At 39.2% G+C, this 25,017-nt stretch carries 24 protein-coding genes; 7 read left to right on the top strand and 17 right to left on the bottom strand.

The window, feature by feature from the left end; genetic code table 11:
* Positions 1-7: 7 nt before the first annotated feature.
* The 9 genes from HMPREF9257_RS08240 to HMPREF9257_RS08200 form a co-directional block, all read right to left on the bottom strand.
* A complete protein-coding gene (locus HMPREF9257_RS08240; protein ID WP_006419023.1) occupies positions 8-205 on the bottom strand; it encodes a heavy-metal-associated domain-containing protein in 198 nt (65 codons plus the stop codon).
* A 33-nt stretch (positions 206-238) separates the two neighbouring features.
* Positions 239-2,707 carry a heavy metal translocating P-type ATPase gene (locus HMPREF9257_RS08235; protein WP_006419002.1) on the bottom strand — a complete coding sequence of 823 codons (2,469 nt, stop codon included), beginning with the start codon at positions 2,705-2,707 and terminating at the stop codon, positions 239-241.
* Positions 2,708-3,056: 349 nt separating this feature from the next.
* Positions 3,057-3,710, bottom strand: a complete 654-nt coding sequence (locus HMPREF9257_RS08230; RefSeq protein ID WP_006419007.1) for a 3-oxoacid CoA-transferase subunit B — start codon at positions 3,708-3,710, stop codon at positions 3,057-3,059.
* 4 nt (positions 3,711-3,714) lie between these two features.
* Positions 3,715-4,437 (bottom strand): CoA transferase subunit A, encoded by a 723-nt coding sequence (locus HMPREF9257_RS08225; protein WP_006419068.1) that lies wholly within the window; start codon positions 4,435-4,437, stop codon positions 3,715-3,717.
* 25 nt (positions 4,438-4,462) lie between these two features.
* Positions 4,463-5,317 (bottom strand): 3-hydroxybutyryl-CoA dehydrogenase, encoded by an 855-nt coding sequence (locus tag HMPREF9257_RS08220; protein ID WP_006419065.1) that lies wholly within the window; start codon positions 5,315-5,317, stop codon positions 4,463-4,465.
* A 74-nt stretch (positions 5,318-5,391) separates the two neighbouring features.
* Positions 5,392-6,174: an enoyl-CoA hydratase-related protein gene (locus HMPREF9257_RS08215; protein WP_006418998.1), complete on the bottom strand. Its 783-nt coding sequence runs from the start codon at positions 6,172-6,174 to the stop codon at positions 5,392-5,394.
* A gap of 28 nt (positions 6,175-6,202) precedes the next feature.
* Positions 6,203-7,306: an acyl-CoA dehydrogenase family protein gene (locus HMPREF9257_RS08210; protein WP_006419006.1), complete on the bottom strand. Its 1,104-nt coding sequence runs from the start codon at positions 7,304-7,306 to the stop codon at positions 6,203-6,205.
* Between the two features lie 34 nt (positions 7,307-7,340).
* Positions 7,341-8,522 (bottom strand): acetyl-CoA C-acetyltransferase, encoded by a 1,182-nt coding sequence (locus tag HMPREF9257_RS08205; RefSeq protein ID WP_006419076.1) that lies wholly within the window; start codon positions 8,520-8,522, stop codon positions 7,341-7,343.
* Positions 8,523-8,664: 142 nt separating this feature from the next.
* Positions 8,665-9,573 (bottom strand): LysR family transcriptional regulator, encoded by a 909-nt coding sequence (locus HMPREF9257_RS08200; RefSeq protein ID WP_006419038.1) that lies wholly within the window; start codon positions 9,571-9,573, stop codon positions 8,665-8,667.
* A 209-nt stretch (positions 9,574-9,782) separates the two neighbouring features.
* Here HMPREF9257_RS08200 and fadE point away from each other — a divergent pair, with 209 nt between their 5' ends.
* Positions 9,783-10,988 (top strand): acyl-CoA dehydrogenase FadE, encoded by a 1,206-nt coding sequence (gene fadE, locus HMPREF9257_RS08195; protein ID WP_006419074.1) that lies wholly within the window; start codon positions 9,783-9,785, stop codon positions 10,986-10,988.
* Between the two features lie 123 nt (positions 10,989-11,111).
* Complete coding sequence (locus HMPREF9257_RS08190; RefSeq protein WP_006419024.1) at positions 11,112-11,471, top strand: thioesterase family protein; 360 nt, start codon at positions 11,112-11,114, stop codon at positions 11,469-11,471.
* Between the two features lie 28 nt (positions 11,472-11,499).
* Here the strand turns inward: HMPREF9257_RS08190 and HMPREF9257_RS08185 are convergent, their stop codons facing one another.
* Positions 11,500-11,709, bottom strand: a complete 210-nt coding sequence (locus HMPREF9257_RS08185; RefSeq protein WP_006419027.1) for a hypothetical protein — start codon at positions 11,707-11,709, stop codon at positions 11,500-11,502.
* A 456-nt stretch (positions 11,710-12,165) separates the two neighbouring features.
* Between HMPREF9257_RS08185 and HMPREF9257_RS08180 the strand changes: the two genes are divergently transcribed.
* Entirely contained in the window at positions 12,166-12,738 is a 573-nt protein-coding gene (locus tag HMPREF9257_RS08180; protein ID WP_006419003.1) for a chromate transporter, read from the top strand.
* A 1-nt stretch (position 12,739) separates the two neighbouring features.
* Positions 12,740-13,297 carry a chromate transporter gene (locus HMPREF9257_RS08175; RefSeq protein WP_006419037.1) on the top strand — a complete coding sequence of 186 codons (558 nt, stop codon included), beginning with the start codon at positions 12,740-12,742 and terminating at the stop codon, positions 13,295-13,297.
* 91 nt (positions 13,298-13,388) lie between these two features.
* On the opposite strand, the gene HMPREF9257_RS08170 is transcribed toward HMPREF9257_RS08175, so the two are convergent.
* Positions 13,389-13,796, bottom strand: a complete 408-nt coding sequence (locus HMPREF9257_RS08170; RefSeq protein WP_006419020.1) for a MaoC family dehydratase — start codon at positions 13,794-13,796, stop codon at positions 13,389-13,391.
* An 88-nt stretch (positions 13,797-13,884) separates the two neighbouring features.
* Between HMPREF9257_RS08170 and HMPREF9257_RS08165 the strand changes: the two genes are divergently transcribed.
* Entirely contained in the window at positions 13,885-14,772 is an 888-nt protein-coding gene (locus tag HMPREF9257_RS08165) for an alpha/beta fold hydrolase (RefSeq protein WP_006419013.1), read from the top strand.
* 80 nt (positions 14,773-14,852) lie between these two features.
* Here HMPREF9257_RS08165 and phaC read toward each other — a convergent pair whose 3' ends face one another.
* The 6 genes from phaC to mvk form a co-directional block, all read right to left on the bottom strand.
* Entirely contained in the window at positions 14,853-15,923 is a 1,071-nt protein-coding gene (gene phaC / locus HMPREF9257_RS08160; protein WP_006419042.1) for a class III poly(R)-hydroxyalkanoic acid synthase subunit PhaC, read from the bottom strand.
* A 28-nt stretch (positions 15,924-15,951) separates the two neighbouring features.
* Entirely contained in the window at positions 15,952-17,322 is a 1,371-nt protein-coding gene (locus HMPREF9257_RS08155) for a poly(R)-hydroxyalkanoic acid synthase subunit PhaE (protein WP_006418992.1), read from the bottom strand.
* Positions 17,323-18,039: 717 nt separating this feature from the next.
* Positions 18,040-19,110 carry a type 2 isopentenyl-diphosphate Delta-isomerase gene (gene fni / locus HMPREF9257_RS08150; RefSeq protein WP_006419041.1) on the bottom strand — a complete coding sequence of 357 codons (1,071 nt, stop codon included), beginning with the start codon at positions 19,108-19,110 and terminating at the stop codon, positions 18,040-18,042.
* 11 nt (positions 19,111-19,121) lie between these two features.
* Positions 19,122-20,237 carry a phosphomevalonate kinase gene (locus HMPREF9257_RS08145; RefSeq protein WP_006419033.1) on the bottom strand — a complete coding sequence of 372 codons (1,116 nt, stop codon included), beginning with the start codon at positions 20,235-20,237 and terminating at the stop codon, positions 19,122-19,124.
* A 9-nt stretch (positions 20,238-20,246) separates the two neighbouring features.
* Positions 20,247-21,233, bottom strand: a complete 987-nt coding sequence (mvaD, locus tag HMPREF9257_RS08140; RefSeq protein WP_006419028.1) for a diphosphomevalonate decarboxylase — start codon at positions 21,231-21,233, stop codon at positions 20,247-20,249.
* Between the two features lie 29 nt (positions 21,234-21,262).
* The gene (gene mvk / locus HMPREF9257_RS08135; protein ID WP_006419043.1) at positions 21,263-22,249 is read right to left on the bottom strand and encodes a mevalonate kinase; all 987 of its coding nucleotides are present in this window, start codon (positions 22,247-22,249) and stop codon (positions 21,263-21,265) included.
* Between the two features lie 179 nt (positions 22,250-22,428).
* Between mvk and coaA the strand changes: the two genes are divergently transcribed.
* Positions 22,429-23,361 (top strand): type I pantothenate kinase, encoded by a 933-nt coding sequence (gene coaA / locus HMPREF9257_RS08130; RefSeq protein ID WP_006419057.1) that lies wholly within the window; start codon positions 22,429-22,431, stop codon positions 23,359-23,361.
* A 21-nt stretch (positions 23,362-23,382) separates the two neighbouring features.
* Positions 23,383-24,939: a glutamine-hydrolyzing GMP synthase gene (gene guaA, locus HMPREF9257_RS08125; RefSeq protein WP_006418984.1), complete on the top strand. Its 1,557-nt coding sequence runs from the start codon at positions 23,383-23,385 to the stop codon at positions 24,937-24,939.
* Positions 24,940-25,017 lie beyond the last annotated feature (78 nt).

The raw sequence follows: 25,017 nt of genomic DNA, 5'->3' as shown, positions 1-25,017 counted from the left end.
ATCGAAACTATAGATTTAGGGCATAATTCGTATCCGCAAGCGCTGCTTGTAAATCAGCATCTTGGAAATCACCTTCAAGTTGAGCTTGATGCTTAGCTAAATCAACCTTAGCAGCTGTAACCCCAGCAACTTGATTCAATTTACTTTCAACTGTATTGGCACACCCTTGACATTTCATTCCAGTTACTTCATAGGTTTTTTCCATTATCCATTCCTCTTTCTATTCTCTTTATTTCTATTATACATTTTTATATACATTTTTAGCTTTTATTTTAAAGTTTCTTAACCGTAAGGCATTCAATAAAACGGATACGGATGAGAAGGACATGGCGGCACCGGCTAACATAGGGCTTAAGAGAGGGCCACCAAATAAGTGAAGGAGGCCCATCGCTACGGGGATTCCTAAGACATTATAGGCAAAGGCCCAAAACAGATTTTCTTTAATATTTCGAATGGTAGCCGCGGACAATTCAAGGGCCGCCGGTACATCCATTAAATCAGACCGCATCAAGACAATATCCGCCGAATCCATAGCCACATCGGTTCCTGAACCAATAGCTATCCCAACATCTGCTTGAGCTAAGGCAGGAGCGTCGTTAATCCCATCGCCTACCATGGCCACAATTTTATCTTTACTTTGTAAGTCTTTAATCACAGAGGCCTTATCGTCTGGCATGACATCGGCAATGACTTGGTCAACTCCCACCTGATTAGCAATAGCTTGGGCAGTTTTTTCATTATCACCAGTCAGCATAATCACCTTAATATCTAAATCATGAAGCGCCGCAATCGCGGCCTTTGAACTGGCTTTAGCTTGGTCGGCGACAGCAATAATCCCTAACAGCTTATCTTGGTCAGCCACATACATCGGGGTTTTACCCTGACTAGCAAGCATATTTGCTTTGGCTTGGTAGGTCTTGACATCAATGGCTTGGGCTTGCATCAACTTTAAATTCCCCAAGTATAATTGACGTCCCGCCACCTTGACTTGGATTCCTTGACCAGAAATGGCCTTGAAATCACTTGTTTCAGCTAGAGGTAAATTTTGCGCTTGGGCTTGGTCCACAATTGCTTGTCCCAGAGGATGTTCTGAAGCTGCTTCAGCTGCTGCAGCTAACTGCAAGACTTGGTCTTCGGATTGACCGGTTGCAAGGAGGATATCCGTCACTTTAGGTTTGCCTTCAGTAATGGTCCCTGTCTTATCCAAAACCATTACCTGGATCTTGTGACTGTTTTCTAAGGCATCGCCTGATTTAATTAAAATTCCATTTTCAGCCCCTTTTCCGGTTCCCACCATAATTGCAGTTGGCGTGGCTAAACCAAGCGCACACGGACAAGCGATCACTAAGACCGAAATGGTAATCGTTAAGGCAAAAGTTAATGATTCTTGCCCTAGGAAGTACCAAGCTAAGCCAGATAGGAGGGCTAATACCATAACGATAGGTACAAAGACCCCTGATACCTTATCAGCTAAGCGGGCAATCGGTGCTTTAGAGCCCTGAGCTTCTTCTACCATATGAATAATCTGAGCAAGGGTTGAATCTTGACTTAATCGATTGACCTTAAACTTAAAGGAACCTTGTTTATTAAGACTCGCCCCAATCACTTGGTCGCCAACTTTTTTTGAGACTGGCATGGATTCTCCTGATATCATCGATTCATCCACACTTGAGCTTCCCTCAATAATCTGACCATCCATAGGAATTTTCTCTCCCGGTTTAACCAGAATAATGTCATCCAGTTGAACTTGATCTAGGTCAACCATGGTCATTTCTTTATCTTTGATCAAACGCGCTTGTTGAGGTGCTAAGGCCATCAAAGATTTGATGGCTTCAGACGTTTTCCCCTTCGACCGGCTTTCAAAATATTTCCCTAAAGTAATCAAAGTTAAGATGACACCAACTGATTCATAATAAAGTTGCATGACAAAATGACTCTCACCACCTAGCCATAAACGCAAGGTCGCATAAATACTATAAATAAAAGCGGCAGAAGAACCTAAGGCTACCAAGGAATCCATATTGGGATGGCCTTTAAAAAGAGCCTTAAAACCTTGACTAAAGAAAGACCGACCGAAATATATCACTGGTAAGGTTAACATAAGCTGAATTCCTGCAAATAATTTTGGATAATCATGACTAGGAATCGGTAAACCCAACATGGGTCCCATGGCAACAATCAATAGCGGGAGGGCAAAAATAGCCGACCCCATGAAACGACGCCATAAATCATCCATGTGTTGTTCCTGTTTCTGACCTTGGTCGATGCGGGCTTGACTAGCATCTTTACGGACAAATGCTTGATAGCCAGATTCGGCAACGGCTTCAAGAATATCCTTGGTATTTACTTGACCTTCTTGATACATCACTTGCATTTGTTCAGTAGCTAAGTTCACTGAGGCTTGTTCAATTCCTTTTAACTTGGCCACAGCTGCTTCAACCGTTTGGGCACAGGAAGCACAAGACATACCTTCGATGGTAAAATCTTGGCTTAATAAAGGGACTTCTAATTGATAGCCTACCTTGGCCACTGTATCCGCTAAAGTTTGAAAGTCCACCTGATCTTTATCATAGTCTAAACTTAATTTCTCAGTGGCTAAGTTTACAGAGGCCTTTTCCACCCCCGGTAGTTTAGCTACAGCTTGTTCGACCGTTTGCGCACAAGAAGCACAGACCATGCCGTTGACTGGATAAGTTTTGTGAATCATAAGCGACTCCTTCCATTAATAAGTTTACATTTGTAACTTAAGATAAAGTATAAAGACTAGGTTTACATTTGTCAACTGAAAAGATAAAAAAAAAAAAAGGAGCCGAACAAAAGCATGAAAATCTCTAATTTTTACTTACTGGAGCACTTGGATAAATGTAGTTGAACTCATACTTTCGCTCAACTACTTTAATTCCTCGCCCCCCCTCAAGGTTGATTAAGATGGAACAAGTCGCTTTGCGGCGCTGTTTCCATCCTAACGATCACTCCCTTACAAAATTTTATTATCGAAAAAATAATAAGGGATTGGGCTTTCTTGCCCAATCCCTTCCTTCTAAAAGGCTTAGAAATTAGATGTCCATTTCGTGAACATCGTCAGCAACAACTACGTCGCCTTCAGTAATGGCTAAAACATCATCAACAGAAACGCCTGGAGCTGTTTCTTTCAATAAGAATTTACCATCTTGGAAGCCGAAGACTGCTTTATCAGTAATAACTAAGTCTAAGCAGTGAGCGGCAGATAAAGGTAAGGTACATTTCTTCAATATTTTAGAATTACCTTTCTTATCAGTATGTTGGATAGATGCAATAACACGTTTTGCTCCAACTAATAAGTCCATGGCACCACCCATACCAGGAGCTAGAACGCCTGGGATAGACCAGTTAGCAATGTTACCTTCTTGGTCAACTTCTAAGGCACCTAAGACAGTTTGGTCAACGTGACCACCACGAATTAGGGCAAATGAAGTCAAACCATCAAAAGTAGACGCACCTGGTTTCATAGTGATTGGCATACCACCTGAGTTAGAAGAGTTTGGTTTAGCTTCTGCTGGGGTTGGTGGTGGACCAAATAACATAGCACCATTTTCAGCTTGTAGAATAACATGAACGTTTTCTGGTGTATACGCCGCAGAAAGGTTAGGAATACCGAACCCTAAGTTAATGAAATCACCATCATTGAATTCTTTTGCAATACGACGTGCGATTATTTCTTTAGCATTCATTCAATTACCCCTCTCTTAACATCTTGGCATTGCCCCAAAGTTCAGTATAGTACTTGGTATTTTCTTCTGGCGTCATACCTTGAACTACATAATCAACCAAGACACCTGGGACGAATACATCATCTGGATCAATATCGCCAGTTTCAACAATTTCAGAAACTTCAGCAATAACGATATCAGCTGCTAAAGCCATTTCTTTTGTAAGGAATTTTTCAGTTCCTTGACATACAAGATTACCAAATTTATCTGCTTTACTAGCTTTAACAAAAGCAACATCTAGTGGTAGTGGTTCATAGAATAAATACTCTTTACCATTAATTTCGACTTTTTTATGGTTTTCTTCTTGAGTGGTACCCACACCAGTAGGCGTTAATACTCCACCAAGACCAGCACCTGCTGCATGAAGACATTCAATTATAGTACCCATTGGTGTATATTCTACTTCTAAATCACCAGCTAAGAATTGGCCAGATACTTGTTTTGAAGTACCTGTATGCGAAAGAATCCCTTTAGCAATTTGATTGTTTTCTGCTAACCAGTCTATATCATGAGTAGCACCTGGGAATGAAGTAACCGGTTGGATTAAGGTTAATTCATTGGTTCCAGCATCGGCTAAAGCCTTAATTAATTTAATTGGTGCAGAAGGTCCAATAAATCCAGAAGTACCTAAACGCGCACCTTTTTTGACTAGGGCAACTGCTTCTTCAATCGAAACAAATTGTACCATATCCATACCTCCAATATTTTATTTATTATTTATTATAATCAAAGAATCCTTTACCTGTCTTACGTCCTAACCAACCGGCTTCTACATATTTAGTTAAAATTGGAGCTGGACGATACTTAGGATCCTTGAAGCCGTCATATAATACGTTCATAACTGCCAAGACAATATCTAATCCGATTAAATCTGCAAGAGCTAGTGGGCCAATTGGGTGGTTAGCGCCTAACTTCATAGCTTCATCAATTTCTTCACCGGAAGCAATTCCTTCTGCAAAGACAAAAGCTCCTTCGTTAATCATTGGGATTAAGATACGGTTTACTACGAAACCATAAGAATCTTTAACAGATACTGGTGTTTTACCAATTTCTTTAGATAGTTCTTTAACTGCATTTGAAGTTTCATTTGAAGTTACGATAGTTGAGATTACTTCAACTAATTTCATAACTGGAGCAGGGTTAAAGAAGTGCATACCGATTACTTTGTCTGGACGTTTAGTTGCTAAAGCAATTTGAGTCACTGATAAAGAAGAGGTGTTTGATGCTAAGATTGTATGTTCGGGTGCAATTTCATCTAATTGTTTGAAGATACCAAGTTTGATTTCTTTATTTTCAGTGGCAGCTTCCACAACTAAGTCAACTTCTTTAGCATCCGCATAGTCAACAGAAGGTTTAATATTAGCAATAATACCATCTACTTCTTCTTGAGTTTTCTTACCCTTGTCAACTGCACGTTGTAATTGTTTCTTGATACCATTCAATCCACGTTCAACAAATTCTTGTTTGATATCGTTCAAATAAACGACTTTACCTGTTTGGGCAAACACTTGGGCAATTCCAGAGCCCATTGTACCTGAACCAATAACCATTACTTTTTCAATACTCAAAATAAACACTCCCTATAAAATATTTTATTATTAATAATAACCTTAAATAAAATCAATAAACCTAAGCTATTAGTCTATTTGCCAGTAAATTCAGGTTTACGTTTTTCAACGAAGGCAGCCATTCCTTCTTTTTGATCTTCAGTTGCAAATAAATTACCGAACATTTCGGCTTCAACTTCTACAGCGCGATGTAAAGGTAATTCAATACCTAAGTCAATTGCAATCTTAGCTTTTTGAACAGCAGTTTGACTTTGTTTCAAAATCTTACCAGCTAATTTTTCAGCTTCAGCCATTAATTCTTCTTGAGGAACTACTTTATTAACCAAACCGATGCGTTCAGCTTCAGCCGCTTTAATATTAGAAGCTGTGTAGATTAATTCTTTAGCTTTAGCAATACCAACAATCCGAGCTAAACGTTGGGTACCACCAAAACCAGGGGTAATTCCTAACCCTACTTCAGGTTGGCCAAACAAGGCATTTTCAGAGGCAATCCGAAGGTCACATGACATAGCTAATTCGCAGCCTCCACCAAGTGCAAAACCATTAACGGCTGCAATTGAAGGTTGGTCTAAAGTTGCAAGAGCTTCGAAGATACGGTTTCCTAATAGAGAGAATACTTGACCCTCTTTAGCGTTCTTAGTTGACATTTCAACAATATTAGCACCTGCTACGAAAGATTTTTCGCCAGCCCCCGTAAGGATCACAACTTTAATTGTTTCACTTTCTTTAATTGTTTGAACGGCTTGACCTAATTCTGTCAAAACTTCAGTATTTAAAGCATTTAATGACTTAGGTTGGTTAATCGTAATATAAGCGATTCCATTTTTTTCTTCAAAAAGAATTGTATTATATGACATATTTTATAATTCCTCCATTTATCATCTTTTATAACCATTTTTTTGCGATAATTTTACTTTGGGTAGCCATTGAACCACCATATATAGCAGTTGCACGTGCATCACGGGCTAAGCGTTCTAAATCATTTTGGCGCATGAAACCAAAGCCACCACTCATATGTATAATTTGTTCAGTTGATTGAGTTGCTAATTCAGAAGTCAATAACTTCAGCATAGCAATCGCATCCCTATCAATTGTTCTTTGCGATACCGTATTATCATATAATGCTTGTATCGCTTCATAACGACTAATCAAATGTGCAATAATTTGTTGATAGTCTGGCATTTCAATCAGGCGAGTTCCAATCTTACGGTCTAAACTTAAATAATCAATCCCTTTTTTAATACTAGAGGCTGTTAAGCCAATTGCTTGCGCAACAATTGATAATTTAATGCGATCCATAATTTCCTTACTTTGGGTTTCTCCTTGGTAAACTCCGCCTAACAGGCTTTCCTCAGAAAGAAAGACGTTTTCAAAGGTCAATTCTGTGACAGACATGGCCCTTATGCCCACTTTTTTCTTAGCAGGATGGACCGTTACGCCTTCTAGATCACGATTTACCACAAAGACGCCTCGCTGCAAACTATGGTTAGCATCCGCTTTTTTTGCAGTAACATAAAATAAATGGGCCTCCTGGCCATTTGACACATAAGCCTTATGACCATTTAAAATCCATCCACCTTCAGTTTCTACAACCGTTGTCGTTAACTGCTCGATATCACTCCCCCCAGCTTCTTCTGAATGAGCCACGGCTCCTAGCCGCTTGCCTTGAATCAAGTCAGCAAGGTAGGTATCCCGTTGGCTATCCGTACCAAAGCGAAGTATTGGATAAACCCCATAAGCAGCTTGAGTTAACAAGATACTTGCCAGGGCTGGAAACACCTCAGAAATTTGTTTAATGAGTTGATTAAATTCCTTCAATGTATGGTTACGATCAATTTGTGAAACTAAATCGACAAAATAAGGGTCATGAATAATTTCATCAACCAAAATAAAAGGGAATGAGTCATCTGCATCAGTTTGTCTAGCAGACTCAAGTAAGGTAGTCCCCAGTCGACTTTCAATCTCTTGAATCCATACTTGAGTATTCATTCTCATTCCCACTTTCGTTACCTTTTTATTTGTACTAACGTTCTACCGTTAGGGCGATACCTTGGCCGCCACCAATACATAAGGTCGCAAGACCTTTCTTAGAATCACGTTTTTCCATTTCATGAAGTAGTGTAACTAAGATACGAGCACCTGAAGCACCAATTGGGTGACCTACTGCAATCGCACCACCGTTAACATTGACGATATCTGTATTGAAGTTTAATTCATGGATTACTGATAAAGCTTGGGCAGCAAATGCTTCATTAGCTTCAATTAAATCTAAATCTTCAACAGACCATTCAGCACGAGCTAATGCACGTTTTGTTGCTGGAATTGGACCTGTACCCATGATAGCTGGATCAACCCCGCCAGAAGCATAAGATTTAATGGTAGCAAGTGGTTTAATACCTAATTGATCTGCTTTTTCTTTAGTCATGACGATTAAGATAGCTGCTCCATCGTTTAAACCTGAAGCATTACCCGCAGTTACAGTTCCGCCATCTTTCTTAAAGGCTGGTCTTAATTTACCAAGAGATTCTGCAGTAACACCTTTACGTGGAAATTCATCGGTATCGAAAACAATTGGGTCACCTTTACGTTGTGGAATTTCAATCGGAACAATTTCATCTTTAAATTTACCAGCTTCAATCGCAGCAACTGCACGTTGTTGTGAGGTAGCGGCTAATTCATCTTGTTGTTCACGGGTAAAACCAAATTTTTCGGCGATATTTTCAGCAGTAATCCCCATATGATAATGGTTAAAGGCATCGGTTAAACCATCTTTAATCATGGTATCTACTACTTTTGCGTCTCCCATCCGAGCGCCCCAACGTTGTCCTTGTAAGACATAAGGTGCTTGAGACATGCTTTCAGTACCACCGGCAACGACAACTTCGTTATCGCCTGCAATAATTGATTGAGCAGCTAAGGCAACAGCCTTCAAGCCTGAACCACACACTTTATTAATAGTAAAAGCAGATGATTCTTTAGGAATACCGGAATTAATTAGGACTTGACGAGCCACGTTTTGGCCCAAGCCTGCGCCTAAAACATTACCCAAGATAACTTCATTTACTTCAGATGGATCTAAATTAATCTCTTTTAAAGATGCTTTGACAACTTCTGTCGCCATATCCACCGCATTGATGTTCTTTAAAGAACCACCAAATGAACCTAATGCTGTACGTTTTGCTGAAACAATTACTACTTCTTTCAAAGAAAGACCTCCTTTAATCTGTCCGTTCCATTTTCTAAAAGCGCTTACAGATATTATTGTAAACTATGCTTTCATAAATATCTACCAATAAAAAATTAACAAGTCTATAAGTAAAACTTATAGACTTGTTATAGTAACTATATTATTCTACTGGTTGGTAAAATAATTCAATAATTCGGTTATAAAGTTCTTCTTTGAGGATAGGATGTTCCGGTAATGAAGGACGGCATATATAAAAGTTAAATGGAATATAGTTATTAATTGGCCGCATAATATTTTTCTCTTTATTAATATAACGTTTTATTGGAGCTGGTAAAATTGTAATAAGATCAGTTTGCTGGGTACACTCCACTAAATAATCCCAAGATGATGAAAACATCAATATATTACCGGATAATTTTTCTTTCTCTAATCGTTCTTGGACTAAATCATATGTAGTAAATGACTTTGAAAAGGTAGAAATTGGATATTGTTTCAAATCCTTCCAATCAATCGATACTTTTTCAGATAATGGATGATGGATATCCATAAAAGCTGCCATTTGATCAACTTGAATAATTTGTTGCTCAAACTTATTCGGATCAAGGTTGGTTGGTTCGATTAGTACGGCTAGATCTAATTCTTTATCAATTAGCTTTTTCCGTAAACCAATAGAACCATCTTCAACTACTTCAATATAGATATCAGGATTTTCAAGCATAATTTGCGTAAAGAATGAAGCAAAGTAAAAACGTAAAATTAAAGAAGGAAGACCTACGCGAATGGTCCCTTGGTGCTTGCCGGCTTCAATTTCAATTTTTTCTCTTAATAACTGATATTCTCTAACAATTTCTTGTGAGGCTTCATAGATCACTTGGCCAATCGCGGTTAAGGAATCTAATCGTCCATTCTTCCGTTCAAAGAGGTCAACCTGCTGTTCTTTTTCAAAGTTAGTGATAAACTGACTCAAGGCGGACTGGCTAATATGAATTTTCTTAGATGCCAAAGACAAGTTAAAACCACATTCGACGATGTTAACAAAATATTCCATCTGAGTTATATCAAACTTCATAACGGTGCTCCCTCTAGTAACAATTATTTGATATCAAAATAGTATAGTCATATTGTATCATATGTAAGCGGTTAAATCTATAACTTTTTCTTATAGGTTCTTTAATTATGTTTAATTTGTTTTTTTATAAAAAGTCGCTTATACTATGTGTAAGCGCTTTAGATGTCCGTTTCTTTGGTTTGAATAATAAAAAAGGGAGAGATTTACTTATGAATAAATTAGAAGTACTTAAAGAAATGTATCCAGAAGACGTATATGGCTACTCATCAGCCCTAACAGAAAAAGAAGTAGCTATTTTACAAAATCTTCGCCATGAATTAGAAACTCGCGTACGTCCAATTTTAATTGACTCATATGAAAACGCTGAATTACCACGTGAAGAAATTCTTGGTGCTTTCGCTGCTGCGCGTATCATGGATCACCCAGATTTATTTGAAGGCCGCGAAGATAAATGGAAAGCACGCGAAATCTACAATACTTTCTTATATTTAGAATTAGCTCGTTTTGACCCATCTGTTGCTACTTTCTATACTGTTCACGGTGGTTTAGGTTACAACACCATTTTAATTGGTGGTTCAGAAGAACAAAAAGAAAAATATGCAACTAAAGTTCGTACCATGACTGGTCAAACCTGTTTCGCTTTAACCGAACCTGATCATGGTTCTGATATTGCCGGTGGTTTAGCTACAACGGCTGAATTCAAAAACGGTGAATGGGTCTTAAACGGTGAAAAACGTTGGATTGGTGGCGCTAAGACTGCCGACTTCATCCCAGTGTTCGCCCGTGACGTTGCCGACAACAAAATTAAATGTTTCATGGTCGCTAAAGGATCTGAAGGGCTTTCTGTTGAAAACGTAGAACATAAGATTGCTTTACGTATCGTAAACAACGGACATATCACCCTTAAAGATGTTAAAGTTAAAGACGAAGATCGTTTAGTGAATATTAATGGCTTTGGTGATGTTGCTAAGATTTTCGTATTCACTCGTGTTGACGTAGCCCACATTGCTATGGGTACTGCTGCTGGTGCTTTCAATGCTGCTTTACGTTTAACGACTGATCGTGAACAATTCGAACGTAAGATTGCTAGCTTCCAATTAGTACAAGAAAAATTAGCAACTATGCAAGCTAATGTCGCTGCATGTATTGCTTACTCAGCTCGTGTAGCTGAACTCCAAGAAGAAGGCACTGCTAAGATGTTCAATTCTTCTCTAGCTAAATTACATAATGCTAAACGGATGCGTGAAACAGTAGCCTTAGCTCGTGAAGTTTGTGGTGGTAATGGTATCACTTATGAAACAGAAGTCGCTCGCTTCTTCACTGATGCTGAAGCAATTTATACTTATGAAGGAACCCATGAAGTGAACTCATTGATTGTTGGTCGTGAATTAACTGGTATTGGAGCTTTCCTCTAATATTCACTTAATGAAAAAAACGCTGGGAATATCCCAGCGTTTTTTATTATTAAATTTTTCCTTGGTATTTAAAGCCGACTCATTTACACTAAAATTATAATCAATTAGAAGGAGATGTTATTAATGAAAGAAATCGAAAAAGAATTCCAAGTGACTCCCGAGCTTAGTGCTGCCAAGATGGGATCTGGACAACTCGAAGTCTTAGCTACCCCTGCTTTAATCGCCATGATGGAAAATACGGCCCAGGATTTATTAAATGGTGTTTTAGAAGCAGGACAATCCTCTGTAGGGACTCAAATCCAGTGTAATCATCTTATAGCTTCTGCAATCGGTAGTTCAATCATTGTTAAAGCCCGTTTAATTAAAGAAGATCAGCGTTTTTATAGTTTTGAATTAGAGGCATTTGACGGAGAAAATATGATTGCTAAAGGTAGCCATCAGCGGGCTATTATTAATGTCGAAAAGTTTATGGCGCATTTATAGGACTTTCGACCCTCAGCAACAAATGTCACTAAGGTTGACCATTATAAACACTCGCTTGAGCCGCTCCGTGCCAGTCAGCCCCTCGTTGTTCTTGTGATTCTGATAGTGACTGCCCATAGGTAAGACCGACATATTGGAGACCATTATAGGCAAAACGCTCTTCATAAAAATGATAATATAACAAGACTAAAAGCAATAAAGTCACTGCTAAAATTAAACTACTTATTTTTTTCTTCATTGAATTAGCTCCCAATCTTATCCATTAAAAAAGTCTCTAAGCTCTTGGCTTAGAGACGATTTAATAGTTCAAACGATTAATCCGCAGTACCACTCTATTTAATAAGCTCTATGACTAGCTTATTCGCTTTGCATGATAACGCTATGTAGCGGGGATTAGTGCAAAAGAAAATCTTTAATATTCTCCTTCTGCCGCTTCCCATCACCTAAGGCCGGTTCAACTAAGTAAGATGAATAGTCTCCCACCAACACTATCTCGCTAATTAATCCTTCTTAGTCTACTCACTTAAGCTACGATTTTGTATGCCTAGTGTATCAATAACCACTTGCAAAGTCAAGTGGCAAATGAGAAAAACATTAAAATTCATCCATTTTATGAGGAATTCTTAACAACGGTTAAAAATATTATTCCAAGGCTATTCGTGATAGACTAGTTAGTGAGAAAGCGAGGTTCACAATGAAAATTACTTTACACACTTATCTTACCCTTTTTAGAACAACCTTCACCCTCTCGACCTTCACTTTTGGAGGGGGCTATGTCATTATCCCCCTTATGAAACGACGGTTTGTCGACGAACTTGGTTGGCTAACCGAAGATGATATTATTAACTACACCACCATTGCTCAGTCGAGTCCGGGCGCAGTTGCCGTCAACGCCTCGATTCTTGTCGGCTATGAAATAGCCGGTTGGCTGGGGGCTTTAGTTGCCATTATCGGGACCATTCTGCCTCCTTTTATTATCCTTTCTTTAATAACTATCTTCTATAATGCTTTTCGAACCAACCCCGTTATTGCAGCAATCTTAAAAGGTATGCAGGCTGGGGTAGCCGCAGTCATTTTAGATGTTGCTTTAGACCTTGCTCAAAAAGCCTTGGCCGTGCATAAAGGCTTTTCCCTCCTAGTTATGTTGGCGGCCTTTGTCAGTGTTTATTTCCTTAAAATCAATATTGTTTATGTTATTTTAGTGGTTACCATTTTAAGCTTAATTCGCTATTTCAGCCTCAAATTAAGTTCTAAAGGAGGCCAATAAAATGATTATATGGAAACTATTTCTTGTCTTTATTCAGGTTGGAACCTTCTCAATTGGAGGCGGCTTAGCTGCAATTCCTCTGATTCAAGATTTAATTGTGACCCAGAATCAATGGATGAGTCTCAAAGAATTTACTGATTTAATTACCATCGCCCAAATGACTCCGGGTCCTATTGCGGTAAATTCAGCTACCTTTATCGGTCTTCGCATGGCGGGCTTACCCGGAGCTATCCTAGCGACCCTAGGATGTATCTTGCCCTCACTTATTATTGTTATGACCTTAGCTTACCTTTATAAGCGGTTCCGTCAACTTGGCGTCCTCGATGCCTTGTTAAATGGTTTAAAACCAGCAATCGTCGCTTTTATTACTTCTGCTGGTCTGACTATCTTAGACGCTTCCTTGACAGATACCCGCTACCTGCCCCAAGCTCCCCTTGATTGGATTGCTTGCATCCTATTCATTGCTGCCTTCATCATCCTCCGTAAATGGAAACTTGATCCGATCATGGTCATGGTGGGAACTGGAATTATCGGCGGTATAATTTACCTATTTATTTAATTGCAAAATAAAAATATCCAGAGACTGGGCAGAAAAGCCCAATCCCTGGATGTTTTTTTATAATTTATTCATTTCAGATAATTCTGATCGTTTAGTCCTTTGGTGGTAACATCTTAGCTTCACCAGTCACAACCGTATCACCATTTTGGTTTGTTACGGTTGTATCAAATAAGATACGACCTTTTTCATCAATTTCTTTGATAGTTACGGTCGCAGTAATCGTATCATTGAAATAAACTGGCTTTCTAAATTGAAGGGTTTGAGAAAGATAAATTGTTCCTGGTCCAGGCAGTTTAGTTCCAAAAACTGCTGAGATTAAACCAGCAGAGAACATACCATGAGCAATCCGTCCTTTAAACATTGAATTCTTAGCATAAACATCATTGACATGAGCTGGGTTTAAGTCTCCCGTTACACCTGCGAATAAAACTACATCAGCTTCGGTTACTGTCTTAGTAAATGAATCTGATTGACCTACATAATATTTTTCTTCTGTCATACTTATACACTCCTTAATTTTTTGTTATAACTAATATATATAAAAGCGTGCTATAATTGGCCTAAAGCCATAGAAAAGGAGCAGACTCATGTTCTTCTACCCTTATCAATATATAACACTTGAAAATGACGAAAACATCGCCTACATTCAAGATCTCAGTCTCGATAAACCGAACCTACTTTTTCTACATGGTAACCTGTCTTCTGCTAGCAATTGGACGCGAACCCTTCAGGCCTTAGCTGGCGATTATAATCTCTATGCCCTAGACTTGCGTGGCTTTGGCCAATCCAGCTACCATCATAAAATTTCCCATCTCAGTGATTTTGCCCAAGATGTTAAACGATTTATCCAGACGATGAACCTTAATGATTTAACAATCATAGGCTGGTCAGCCGGTGGTGGGGTTGCTTTAGAAGTTGCAGCCCTCTTACCAGATACGATTAAACAAGTCATTTTAGTTGCCTCGATTGGCCTACGTGGTTTTGAAGACATTATTGATGTCTTCCCAAACGTTTTACCCTTGTTTAATCCCTTTGGTCAAGCATCTTCTGAGTTTGCTCACCAGTCTATTGTTAGCCATATGGAATCTAACTTCCGGCTACGAAATCGTTTCTTCTTTCAACGTTTACTTCATGCTGGCATCTTTCAACGTAGCCACTTAGACCCTACTTATGAAAACCGCCTCACCATGGATGCCATGCGACAACAAAATTTTGGCGACTTCTATTATAGTCTACTTTACTTTAACCTTAAGGAAGAACTCCAGCAAATGGGATATTCATCCTTAAGCACTATTAAATGTCCGGTTCATATTTGGCATGGTGTTTACGACCGGGTGGTTGAAAGTAAAGAAGCTTATGCCTTCAAAGCCGCTTTTGGTAAACAAGCCCATTTAAAAATATTCAAACAATCAGGCCATGCGATTATGGATGATGAATTTGAATTATTCATTGAAAGTATTCGTGCGATTGTTTAACTAGCCGAATTAAAAAGGGTTGAGGCCTAGCGCCTCAACCTTTTTTATCAGCGCTAGTAAATAAGTTTAACCTTGGACGCTTATTTTGAGTGGTCTTTAACCCAATCAGAGATCATTGGTACAACGATTTTTTGAGACTTACCAGATACAAACAATCCAATATGACCGGTTTCAATGCAATGTTCTTCAAAGTCTTTAGAACCCACATATTTCTTCATCTTATCTGAAGAAGAATTCGGTACTTGGTGGTCAAATTTAGCATAAATATGGAGAACTGGACATTGGATATTTTTCATATCCACTTGTTCATCGCCAATCATCAATTCGCCTTTGACTAATTTATTATCACGGTAAAGGTCATTGTTGAATTGACGGATGGTTTCACCGGCTTGACCTGGAGAGTCAAAAATCCATTTTTCCATCGCAATGAAGTTAGTCATCTTATCTGCATCATCGAGTGAATCAATTAAATCAAGATACTTGTTAGTTGTTAAAGTAACAGGTTGTAACATTAAGAAACCATTGTTCATGAAATCACCTGGTACAACACCATAGGCATCTACGATAGAATCGATGTCTAAATATGGTCCCCATTTGAAAAGTAATTTTTCATCAGTATCAAAGTCAATTGGGGTTACTAAAGTAATTAAGTTTTTGATTTTTTCAGGGCGTAATGATGTATAAATTGTAGAGAAAGTACCACCTTGGCAAATCCCCATCAAGTTGATTTGATCATAACCAGATTCTTCACGGATATAATCCACAGCTTCATCTAAATAACCAAGAATATAGTCTTCCATGGTCATATACATATCATCTTTAGTTGGATAACCCCAGTCGATAAGGTAAAGGTCTAAACCGGCATCTAATAATCCACCGATAAAAGATTTTCCTTCTTGGAGGTCCATCATATAGTATTTATTTACCAAGGCATAAGAAATTAAGACAGGGGGAGATATGAGTTTTTTAGATTTTGGTACGTAATGATATAAAGTTACTTTATCAGATGTATAGACTGCTTCTTTTTCAGATACACCTTTTTTAGGTAATTCTAGGTGGGCTAAGGTATCAATTGCACCTAGCATTTTCTTTTGTGAATGAATCACATCTTCAAAGTTTTGTTTATTTATTTCTAATAATTCATCAAACATAATCAGATTCCCTCCTTGTAGATTTTAATTATTTACTTTCTTTAGCAGTAGTTGTACTTGATTTTGTTGCGCGTGCAGCTGGTTTACGAGCAGGCTTAGCTGCCGCTTTAACGGGTGCATTTGCTTCAACTTCATCACTTGCATGTAATTCTTTTAATTCCTTCTTTAAACTACGAATTTCACGTTTCATTTCGTGAACCTTCTTATATAAACTCCGCATATCAGATTCTAAAACGATTGGCGTATTTGCTAAATAACGTTCTAAGACTGCATTTTGGCGCGTTCTCGCTTGGGCAAAAGCAGAAGAGAATTCCCCTAATAATTCTGCAAACTCATCAGTATAGAAGTAAGCATTCAAGGTAGATTCAATTTGTTTAGACCAGTAATAATAGAATTCCTTATAAGTCTTAGGTTGTTCATTCTTTTCAACTAATTCCATGAAGTCTTTCATATGGTTCTTTAAGTGAGTTTGTGTCACTTGGCTCAATTTAGAAGAGAATTCAGAAGAAACTACTAAAAGACGAACTAATTGATCCATATATTGGTTTTTAGCTTCGTAGAATTCTGCATTGTTCCCCATTAAAGGTGACTTAATTACAGCACCAAATGTTTGAGCATAGGTATCTTGCCATAAATCATAGAATTCAGATAATTTAGCCGTATCCCCTAAAAGACTTTGATTATATAAATAAGTTAAGTCTTCAGCAGCATCTTTCCAAGGTTTCCAGAAAGTATCATTTTGTTGACTTAGAGCTTCAAGCATTTGTTGAGGTGCTTCCATGAAAGCTTTAACTTGAACTGGAATAAATGGTTCAACTAAGGTTTGGTAATTTACCTTACCTTGTTCTACTAATTGGTTCCAAGTTTTTTCAAGTTCTTTACCAGCAGGCTGAGCTACGGTGTCTACAAATTCTTGATAGAACTTATACATATTTTCGTATATTTGAGAAGCATTGGTCATCTTAGCAAAAATATCCCGCGTATCTTTAGATAAAAATTTTGTATAAGTGCTTGGATCCACTTGGAATAAGTTTTGCATTTGCTTCGTATAATCATTCATATTTGGCAATTGGGCCATGTATTGACCCATCGGGCTATTCTTATAAGCATCTTGCCAAGCCTTAACTGAATCTTTTTGAACTTGGTCAAAATTTTGCAATGCTTGGAAAGGATTAAATAATTGATTTGCTTGCGGCATGAAAGGATTAAATAAAGATGGGGCTTGTTGGTCGCCACCTACAGCTTTTTGATAAGATTCATAAGCTTTTTCTTGTGAATCTAACCAAGTTTTATAGGGAGCAGTCCATTGATTTGTCATTGATTCATTTCCTAATTTTGAAACATTTTCCAACCAGTTTTTTTGCGTATCTAGCCATTGACCATATAAATCTTGACTCATATTCTTTCCTCCTTAAAATTTAAAAAAAATCAAACGGTTAGTAACTACAACTCCATCAACTTATCTAAGTGGCAAAAGTAACTTTTATTAGAATTTGATGATAAAATTCTGCTTTCAACCCTCTGAATCCGTCGATACCTTCATTTTAAAGGAAGTGGTAACGCTTTTTAAGGGTAAAATAGAAAAAAAGTCATATGAAAAATTAATATGTACCATTAATTTAATTAATATGATAAATCTAATTTTAATATATTAATATTTTTTCAAAACTAGTGATTGTAAACGCTTCTATTATGCGATGATGAATATTTAATTAGTATTATTTTCATTTTTTTGAGTTCAGAAATTATAATTGTTTGTGAAAAACGCTAGGTTTTATTAGATTTTCTCATAATCTCTTCTCCTGATTATCTGTTTAAACACTTTTTAGGTGTAGTCCCACCTAATTTTCCTGATAATCCCCTCCAAACTTATAGGTCCTATAAGCAAATAAAAATAATTGATCTTTCAAAATCATTAAAAATTAGCTCCCACCCTTATTTTTAATATGCCGCACTATTATTCCACAAATTTTGAGTCAAATAGTTGAAATTAGACAAAAAAATAGGATTGAGTAAAAATACCCAATCCTTTTACTGTTTTATAATAAAATTTACTATAACAAGCAAGTCCAATATATGTTCTAACTTAAAAATAAAGTAGCTTCTTTATAACAAGTTAACTTTGTTGGCGCTGACGTTGAGCTAATGCCTGATAATCGATACCACGACTTAGAGCCCAATCACGAAGTTGACCATTGATTACTACTGGACAAGTGGCGATTGCTTCAATCGATTCCACGCCTAGCATCAACATCATATGGGCAATTGAATCCCGCCAGTCATTCACTACTTGAACGCAATCTTCAATAGATAGTTGATCAACTAAGGCCAAGAAGCGCCCAGATAAACCAACCGCTTTGGCACCTAAGGCATAAGCTTTAACCATATCTAAATAACTACGGATACCGCCAGAGGCAAGAATCCGAGCCTGATCTTGGAAAGCGAGTGCTTCTAAGAGTGATTCAGGGGTTGTCTGCCCCCAGTTGCCTAAATCTTGAAAGTCGAGCCGCGTCCGTCGATCATTTTCAATTTGGACAAAGTTAGTTCCACCGCGACCTGAGACATCGATATTCTCTACCCCAACACTAATTAAATCAGCGATGGTTTCGCGTGACATCCCAAAGCCAACTTCTTTAACAATCACAGGCAAACCCAGATGAGCCACAATTTGACTGATATTATCGAGCCACATGCCATAATCCCGGTCCCCTTCTGGCATCACTACTTCTTGCGGAATATTCAAGTGAATTTGTAAAGCATTGGCATCCAATAAGTCAACCGCACGTTTGGCATTTTCCAAGTTATGGTGGGCGCCCAAATTCGCCATCACAAATCCATTTGGATTATATTCCCGAACCACCTGAAAGGAATCTGCCACTTGGGGTTGACTAAGTGCAATTGAAACCGACCCTGTAGCCATGGGCAATCCTGTTTCATGAGCTACTTGGGCAAGTTTTTGGTTATATTGTTTGGTTTTTTCCGTGCCTCCGGTCATACCATTAATATAGAAGGGCCAACTATGGTCCTGGTTAGCCCAATGACTGGATAAATCTAAATGATCTTGCCGAACTTGGTTCAAAGACTGATGGACAAAACGGAGATCATTAAAGGCTGACACCCGGTCTTTTCTTTGTTGCTCCAAAGCTAAACGAACATGATCATTCTTGCGTGTTTGTGCTAGGTTCATGTATTTCTCCTTCAAAAAGTTTGGCTAATTTGTAAATCTAAATAAGTAATCTCTTGTTTTTCCCAGGCACGAATTAAGTCAGTCTTCCGTGCTTCTAGGCCACCTAAGGCTATACCACAGTCGCCCCCACCCGCTCCGGAAGATTTAGCCGCATAGCCATAGACTTGGGCTAGGCTAATCATCGTTTCTAATTGCGGCGTTAAAATACCTAGCTTTAAATGATGAGATAGGTTATCCAATTGTTGACCGATCTTATTGATTAAGCTTTGACTTTGGCCTACATCATCTTGAATCAAGGCAGTTTTTAAAGCCAAGACCGCATCCTTATTCTCAGCTAAAAACTCCTGATAACGCTGAGGTTCCTGTTGACTGGCCTCTTTAAAATTAGCCACAAAATGGTCAGAAGAGGCAGGACTCTGGGTCCATGCCACTAAAAAGTCAATTTTACTAGGTACTGGCAAAGATTCAATTTGCAAGTTCGGCCAGGAATTTTCCAAAAAGAAATCAATCGTTTGATTCTGAGAAACCTGGTCAGCTAACCATTGGCGATCTGGGGCTTGATAATAGACCCAGCCTCCAAAGGCAGCGGCAGCTAGGTCACCAAAGGACCCATTATTGCCCAGGTTAACTAGGGCTAGGACAGCTAATTTATAAACATCTAAAGGGGAATCGGCCTGGTAACCATAAAAATCAAGGAGGGCTCTAATCGTAGCTACTGTAATAGCGCCAGAGGAACCTAGCCCAAATTTTTTGCCGCTAACTTCCTCGACTAAGTCGCTCATTGTTTCTAAATGATAATCAGCGATGACTTGTCCCTTCTGACGAAATAAAACTTCAACAATCTGAATCGCAGCTAAACAATAAGTCCAATAGGCCTCTTTTTGCGGAATACTTCCATTTTGCCTTTGGTAATGGTAATCGGCCTGACCCTTGGCTTGACTCAAAATCCCCTGGTTCAGAGTCGAACTTGGCTTAATTGTAACTTTTACATAGCGATTCAAGGCTAATAAAATAGCCGGTTGCCGTGGGGCTAAGACCGCATATTCTCCAGCTAAGTATAATTTCCCTGGAGCAAATCCTTGTCCTTGAGAGTTAAGTGTTGGGTCATGCTTAATTTTTTTTAACATCTTTCACTCCTATACCGCATAAGGCGCGGGACCTGGCCGGCTAATAACCAAGTGATCTTCAGCAAAATCGTCTAAGAGGGCTTGCCGAATGGCTTCAACTTGGGAATAAGGACAGATAACTTTGACGTTTGGTCCTGCGTCCATGGTGAAATAAGCAGAATAACCAGCCTGGCGTAGTTGACGTACCCGTTCCATCGCTAAGAGTGATTGGGCTTGCCAGTATGTAAAAGAGGGGTTAGACGCAATCATCGTCGCATGCATTTTCATGGCATTGTGCTCGGCAATTATCCCAATTTGATCGATATTCCGGTCTTTGATGGCATCCTCCATGGCACTTAAGTCTTTGGCCACTTCTTCAGGCCATAAGGCATAAAAAGGTGAACTTTGCATGGTATGTTCCATCCCTTGCCGGCTAGAAATCTTCTTAGGGCCAGGATTCACTAGGACCACTAACATGGCAATATCCCAATCAGCTGGATCAATTTGTTGGGCATAGGACGAGGCCGAATCATCCCCTTGACCCTTATGCCAAAGCGCAAAACCTCCGAACAAGGAACGACTGGCTGACCCCGAACCCTGGCGGGCATAGACGGAAACTTCTTCTGGACTTAAACCTAAACCCAGCGCTTGGTTACTAGCCGCAGCTAAGGCTGCAAAAGCCGAAGCAGAAGAAGCCAAACCAGCCGCCGTCGGCACATGGTTTCGACTAGTAATTTGGACAGGGAGCGACATATTAAAGTCTCGCCGAAATAAGTCCACAAAATTTGACACCTTGGCTAGACTCTGACCCGTTTGAACTTGTCCGTCTAAAGTGAAAGAATCTTCTTTCAAGCTAGGATCAAAAAGCACTTCCGTTTCAGTATAAAAAGCATCGAGTGTCAAAGACAGACTCGATGTGACTGGTAAAAATAAATTTTTATTCCGCTTACCCCAATATTTAACTAAAGCAATATTGGTATGGGCCCGCATTCGGGCTTGATATTTATCTGCTGTCATAGCCATCCTCCTAGAAAACACTCAATAAATTAGGCAAATTTATTTAAATTTAAGGTCCAAGTCTTGTGCGCACCTGCCTGCTTCATAGCTTTGGCAATAACCTTGGCTTGGTTTAAATTCTCGGCTAAGGTAATCACACATCCGCCCATACCGCCACCGGTTAATTTAGCACCTAAGGCCCCTGCCATCCATGAAGCATTAATGATTCGGTCTAATCGTTCGTTAGATACCCCTAATTGATTCAGATAATAATGATTGTAGGTCATGAGTCGACCTAGCTCAGCTGGATTTTTATCCTGAATGGCTGTATAGGCTTGCTCAACAAAATTACCGATGCTTTCCATTAACTCTGCAACGAATTCTTTTTGCTGTAATTTTAGTTGAAGCACTCGGGAAACAGCTTGTTGGGTGCGTCCTTCCATACCTGAATCAGCTAAAACTAAATAAGCATTTAAATCTAGCGGGAAATTAAAGGGTTTTTGACTCTTCCGATAGATGACTGGTTTATCGGAAGCTGTAATTAAGGTATCCAAGCCAGACGTTGATTCATGAGCAATAGCCTCAGCTTGATTTACCAGGAGATGTAATTGGTAATCTGAAATAGAATAATTAAAGTAGTCACAAATAGCCCGGACTAAAGCAACGGATACTGCTGCCGACGATCCCATTCCTCGTCCAGCAGGAATGTCTGAATCAATCTTAATCAATAGTGCTTTACGATCAAACTGGAAGGAATCCCGGGTTAGGTTTACCAGGGCCTGGATATTCTCCATTTGCTTGGGGACAGTGGTTAGGGGCCCCGTATAAATAGAACTTTGAATAAAATCGCGGCCAATTTGGTTGGCTTGAACTTTTACCCGAACTTGAACGGAAGTAAAGGGAATAGCAATTGCAGGATAATCATAGACCACAGCATGTTCGCCCATTAAAATGATCTTACTATGCGCATGGCCGTAGCCACAGTTACTTGCGCGAACCATATCTTGACTCACAAATTTATTTTGCCAATCTGTCATACTAATCCCCTTTCTCCCTCTTATTTTGACAATAATCCTAATTTATTTTACATGGAAAAGGCGGATTTAGCAAAGAAAAAACTATATATTCACGTCTATACTATATTTAAAGCGCTTTTTTTATGCTAAAATAAAGGTTACATTAGAAAAGTTCTGCAAATAAAATTTGAGGTGAGTAAATGCCTGTAAAAATCAATAACTATTACCAGTTCTCGCGTGACCAGTGGTCACAATTAATGGAAACCGATGACTTAACCATTGATGTCAAACGTCTTCAAGAATTGGTATCCCTGAATGACCGGTTATATCAAGAGGATATCGACGAAATCTATGCCCCTCTTTTAAAATATATCCATATTTTCTTAGAAAATATGAATAAATTAAACCATATCAAACATCGCATGCTCCACAAACCAAATTTAGCCAATTCAACCCCGTTTATTATTGGTATTTCTGGTTCGGTTGCCGTTGGTAAATCCACCATTGCGCGGGTCCTACATAAAATGTTGGCCAAAATTTATCCTGACCGGAAAGTAGATATGATGACCACCGATGGTTTCCTATACTCCAATGCCCAACTCCAAGAAGAAAACCTATTTGACCGCAAGGGCTTTCCTGAATCCTATGATATGAAAGCCTTAATCCATTTTATGAACACGGTCAAAACCACTAATGATCCCGCTCAATACCCTCATTACTCTCACGAGAGCAATGATATTGTAGCCGGAGAATTCATAACCATTGATAATCCTGATATTTTAATTATTGAAGGGATTAACACCCTCCAATTACCTCAAAATGAACATATTTATGTTTCCGATTTCTTTGATTTCTCCATTTATGTTGATGCCGACCACCGGGATATTAAAAATTGGTATACCCAACGGTATCGGATGTTAATGGAACTATCCAAAGACCAACCTGATTCTTTCTTCTATCCTATGCTTTCCTGGCCAGAAGAAAAAATCAAAGACTTTGGCAATGAAGTTTGGTATACTGTTAATTTAACCAACTTAGTTCAAAATATTGAACCTACTATGGAGCGAGCGGACATTATTATCCATAAATCAGCTGATCACTCCGTCGATTTAGTCAAAGTAAGAAAATACTAGAAGAAAAGAAAGGAAGATTTAATGGATACCATCCAATCTTTAAACGAGATTGAAAAAATCATCGTGCTTGACTTTGGTAGTCAATATAATCAACTCATTACCCGACGTTTACGTGAACTTGGGGTTTACAGTGAACTCCTCTCCAATAAATTAACAGCAGATGAAATCATAGCTAAGGGCAATGTTAAAGGAATTATCCTATCGGGTGGACCTAAGTCGGTCTATGCCAACGATGCTTATCACGTTGATCCAGCGATTTTTGAATTGGGGATTCCAGTCTTGGGCATTTGTTATGGAATGCAATTAATTACCTATTTATTTAAAGGCAAAGTAGAACGCGGTCACCACCGTGAATACGGTCAAGCTCCCATCCAAATTCTAAAAAATGATTCAGCCTTTTTTAAAGGCTTAGGTGACTCACAACAAGTCTTGATGAGCCACGGTGACTTAGTCACCCAAGCCCCCCAAGGCTTTGAAGTCACCGGCCAAACTGCAGCTTGTCCTATTGCTGCCTTCGAAAATCCTGAACGGAATATTTACGGAGTCCAATTCCATCCTGAAGTTCGCTTATCCGTCAACGGCAATACCATGTTAAAGAACTTTGCCTTTAATATCTGTGGTGCTCAAGGCAACTGGACCATGGAAAACTTCATTGACCTAGCTGTCCAAAGTATCCAGGAAAAAGTTGGCAATCGTAAAGTTCTTCTTGGCCTATCTGGTGGGGTTGACTCCTCCGTCGTGGGTGTCCTCTTACAAAAAGCGATTGGTGACCAACTGGTTTGTATATTTGTCGACCACGGTCTGCTCCGTAAAAACGAAGGCGATAGCGTCATGGCAACCTTAGAACAATTTGGTCTCCATATTATCCGGGTTGATGCTAAAGACCGCTTCCTAGGTAAACTAGCCGGTGTGGCAGACCCTGAACGCAAACGTAAAATTATCGGAAACGAATTTGTTTATGTCTTCGATGACGAAGCCAGCAAATTAAACGGCATTGACTTCCTGGCCCAAGGAACCCTTTATACCGATGTAATTGAATCTGGTACTGACTCAGCCCAAACCATCAAGTCGCACCACAATGTGGGCGGACTACCCGAAGATATGCAATTTGAATTGATTGAGCCCTTAAATACCCTCTTTAAAGATGAAGTTCGCGCCCTAGGCGAAGCCCTAGGTATGCCACATAATATCGTCTGGCGGCAACCCTTCCCTGGCCCAGGCCTAGCCATCCGGGTCCTAGGGGAAGTCACTGAAGAAAAATTAGAGATCGTCCGTGAATCCGATGCCATCCTCCGCGAAGTCATCGCCCAACGTGGCCTTGAAAAAGATGTATGGCAATACTTCACCGTCTTACCGAATGTTAAATCAGTCGGTGTCATGGGGGACGAACGGACCTACGACCACATGGTCGGCATCCGCGCCATTACCTCCATCGACGGCATGACCGGAGAATTCGCCCAACTACCATGGGATGTACTCCAAGAAATCTCCACCCGGATCGTTAACGAAGTCGCCCACGTCAACCGGATTGTCTATGATATCACCGGGAAACCTCCTGCAACAATTGAGTGGGAATAATCGCAAAATTTTCTAAAATGGCTTAATTACAAGCTATAAAGAGAATGAAAAACGACTAATGGTACTCAAATGGTACTG

It is taken from the genome of Eremococcus coleocola ACS-139-V-Col8, from assembly GCF_000183205.1.
In the GTDB taxonomy this organism is placed as follows: Bacteria; Bacillota; Bacilli; order Lactobacillales; family Aerococcaceae; genus Eremococcus; species Eremococcus coleocola.
The sequence above is the reverse complement of the archived record's forward strand: the minus strand, read 5'-3'. Positions and strand labels throughout refer to the sequence as shown.